This is a genomic window from Cysteiniphilum sp. (assembly GCF_057495195.1).
Genome location: NZ_JBXTEF010000095.1, coordinates 1 through 2,302 on the forward strand (window position 1 = coordinate 1; position 2,302 = coordinate 2,302).

At 33.8% G+C, this 2,302-nt stretch carries 3 protein-coding genes; all 3 read right to left on the reverse strand.

Translation table 11 applies throughout. From position 1 onward, the window contains the following. Positions 1–152: 152 nt before the first annotated feature. The 3 genes from ACY10D_RS09010 to ACY10D_RS09020 all read right to left on the reverse strand — a co-directional run bounded on the left by ACY10D_RS09010 (position 153) and on the right by ACY10D_RS09020 (position 2,110). The gene (locus tag ACY10D_RS09010) at positions 153–935 is read right to left on the reverse strand and encodes a helix-turn-helix transcriptional regulator (RefSeq protein ID WP_487000409.1); all 783 of its coding nucleotides are present in this window, start codon (positions 933–935) and stop codon (positions 153–155) included. Between the two features lie 204 nt (positions 936–1,139). Next, positions 1,140–1,745, reverse strand: coding sequence for a hypothetical protein (locus tag ACY10D_RS09015; protein WP_487000410.1), 606 nt, complete (start codon positions 1,743–1,745; stop codon positions 1,140–1,142). A 98-nt stretch (positions 1,746–1,843) separates the two neighbouring features. Beyond that, positions 1,844–2,110, reverse strand: coding sequence for a hypothetical protein (locus tag ACY10D_RS09020; protein ID WP_487000411.1), 267 nt, complete (start codon positions 2,108–2,110; stop codon positions 1,844–1,846). Positions 2,111–2,302: the final 192 nt, after the last annotated feature.

A 2,302-nucleotide genomic window follows, 5' to 3' on the forward strand; every position in this document is an offset into this window, starting at 1 on the left:
GCTTGGTCGAGCTTTCAGACTTTACAAGGAGAAGAATTAAATGAATAGAAAAGATCCCTATAAACCTATGTTTGCAAAGAGGGGTGGCGAGCTTGCGAGGCGGGGTGTTGAAATAGCAAAATTCTGTAACTCCAGTTATTATGGGTATATCTTTAATCCGACTGCAATATCTGGAACTTTCTAGCATAGTCATGCAGCTCATAACGATTGGCTAACTTTAATTTCTTTCTGATATTTTGTGTATAATCTTCGATAGTTCTCACCGATACATGCAACTGCTCAGCTAACTCAACGGTTTTATTAATACCAAGCGCCAACAATTTAAGTAAATTCAGTTCATTATTATTCAGTTTGTTCTTAGCATTTAACAAATCGCTCTTTTCAGATAATGACAAAGCATGATGATTTAAATTAAGTGAGTTAAGCTGATCTTTAGCAATAAAAAAAGGCGTGAAATTTTCAAGCATTGTTGATTTTAATATCGAAATCACAGGCGTGAGTTTCTGGGGGAGATTAATCAAATTAACATAAAAGTGAATCTGATCTTTCCAATCAGTATAGTAAAACACAAAGCGATGCTTGACATGTTCATCAGTTAAAACAAATGACATTGCAAAACAAGGCGGCATATCGCTATTTACGGGGTTAAGCAATGGTTTCCAAAGGTCACTTTGATCAGATAATGTGGCAATATCTGCCAATGATAATACTTTAGGTAAAAAATCAATATAGCTACTATTATGATACGGATCTTGAAATCGATATGATGTGTTTAAGTGCATTCTGTTAGCATAGCGATGATGGTATAAAGGCAGACACCATGCACCAGCATCACTCGTTAGTGAGTAGTCTACCCCTACGCACTTTAACATTTCAATGATTGGCTCAACATCACTATATAGCTGCAGTGACTCGGCTATGCGACATAAATTCATAATATAAATCCCCATATATACGGTTTGACAAAGCACCATGCATAACGATGCAAAAAATTTTATAAATGACTGCTCATTACTGAAAAGATTAGGTTGTGAAGTTTATTCAAATATATCCACCGTAAATCAACAAACTTGACTATAAGCCATAATATCGCGCCCCATGCAAATGGCAATTATATGGAGTTAACTTTTATAATAATTTTATTTACTTAAAATACTAAGATTTTGCTGCATAAATTTGATACTTGTATGATTAAGCCATTCCCCTAGAAAATAATACCTAGATAACGTTACAATATCATATACACCAAAAGTACAAAACATATCTAAAATCATATTACGTATCGTTGAGTCGGCTCTAAAAACACGTTGTGCTATATCCGTGTTCGTCATCCCAGAGCATTTTAATGACAATACATAAAAATTAAGTGCTGAGAGTTTAATCTCTTTGAAATAATTATTAATAATAATTTTTTTACCTGATATCTGGGTAGCGTGCTGCTCAAAAGGAAAATAAAAACCTCGAATGTAAACATTATTGTGGTTAATATATTTTTTTGTGGTGATAATTGGTTTGACGCCATCATTAAATAGTGCCATATCCTTGCGCACAGATATGCCCTTTGATAATACAGCTTCTTGATTACCAAGGTCATACATTTGTTGAAAAGCTTTTTTTGAGGGGATATCGAGTGCAGTTTTGCCTATAAGGTCTTTTTCTTTTAACTTGATATCATCCATGAATCTTTGGTTCATACTAATTAAACGGTATTCCTTGTCGATTTCAAAGAAAGATATTTTATCCATTTTTATTCCTATATATAACTAGGGTTTAGGCTTTATATTATTGAATTACAACACCTCTAACTCAACACGTATGAATACGTGATAATTCAGCTCTACAACTAATGTCTAAATTGACGGGGCACATCAGACAAAACTTTCTCAGCCTTCTGAGCTGATGCTGTCATTGTCATGAATAGATAATCAGGATTTTTGCCTCTAATTTTTTGTATTCCTGCTTGAGCCATACCAATAAATGTACCCACAACTGTTAGTGAAGCTAAAATACTTGCCGCAATTCTCCATGCTTTATGACGGTGTTGCTTAAGACTAGACAATATTACTCTAGAGCTTTCGAAGTGTTTGTTAGCTTGGCCATTCTCTTCCATTAATATTGCTTTCCACGCATTCTGTGTCTCAGTAATAAAATTTTTAGCTTGTTTAGCTTTTGGGGTATCAATTATGCTGTCAGCATGTTGAGATAATTGAGCTATAGATGTTTGATATTATGCGAATCAAGGGTTGAATAATAATCAAAAATAAAGTTTACGAGTTGCCAATCCATAATTTATTGTGTTAAT

Coding starts and splice junctions, on each gene's coding strand:
- ACY10D_RS09010 (WP_487000409.1), bottom strand. CDS start 935: ATGAATTTATGTCGCATAGCCGAGTCACTGCAGCTATATAGTGATGTT.
- ACY10D_RS09015 (WP_487000410.1), bottom strand. CDS start 1,745: ATGGATAAAATATCTTTCTTTGAAATCGACAAGGAATACCGTTTAATT.
- ACY10D_RS09020 (WP_487000411.1), bottom strand. CDS start 2,110: ATGGAAGAGAATGGCCAAGCTAACAAACACTTCGAAAGCTCTAGAGTA.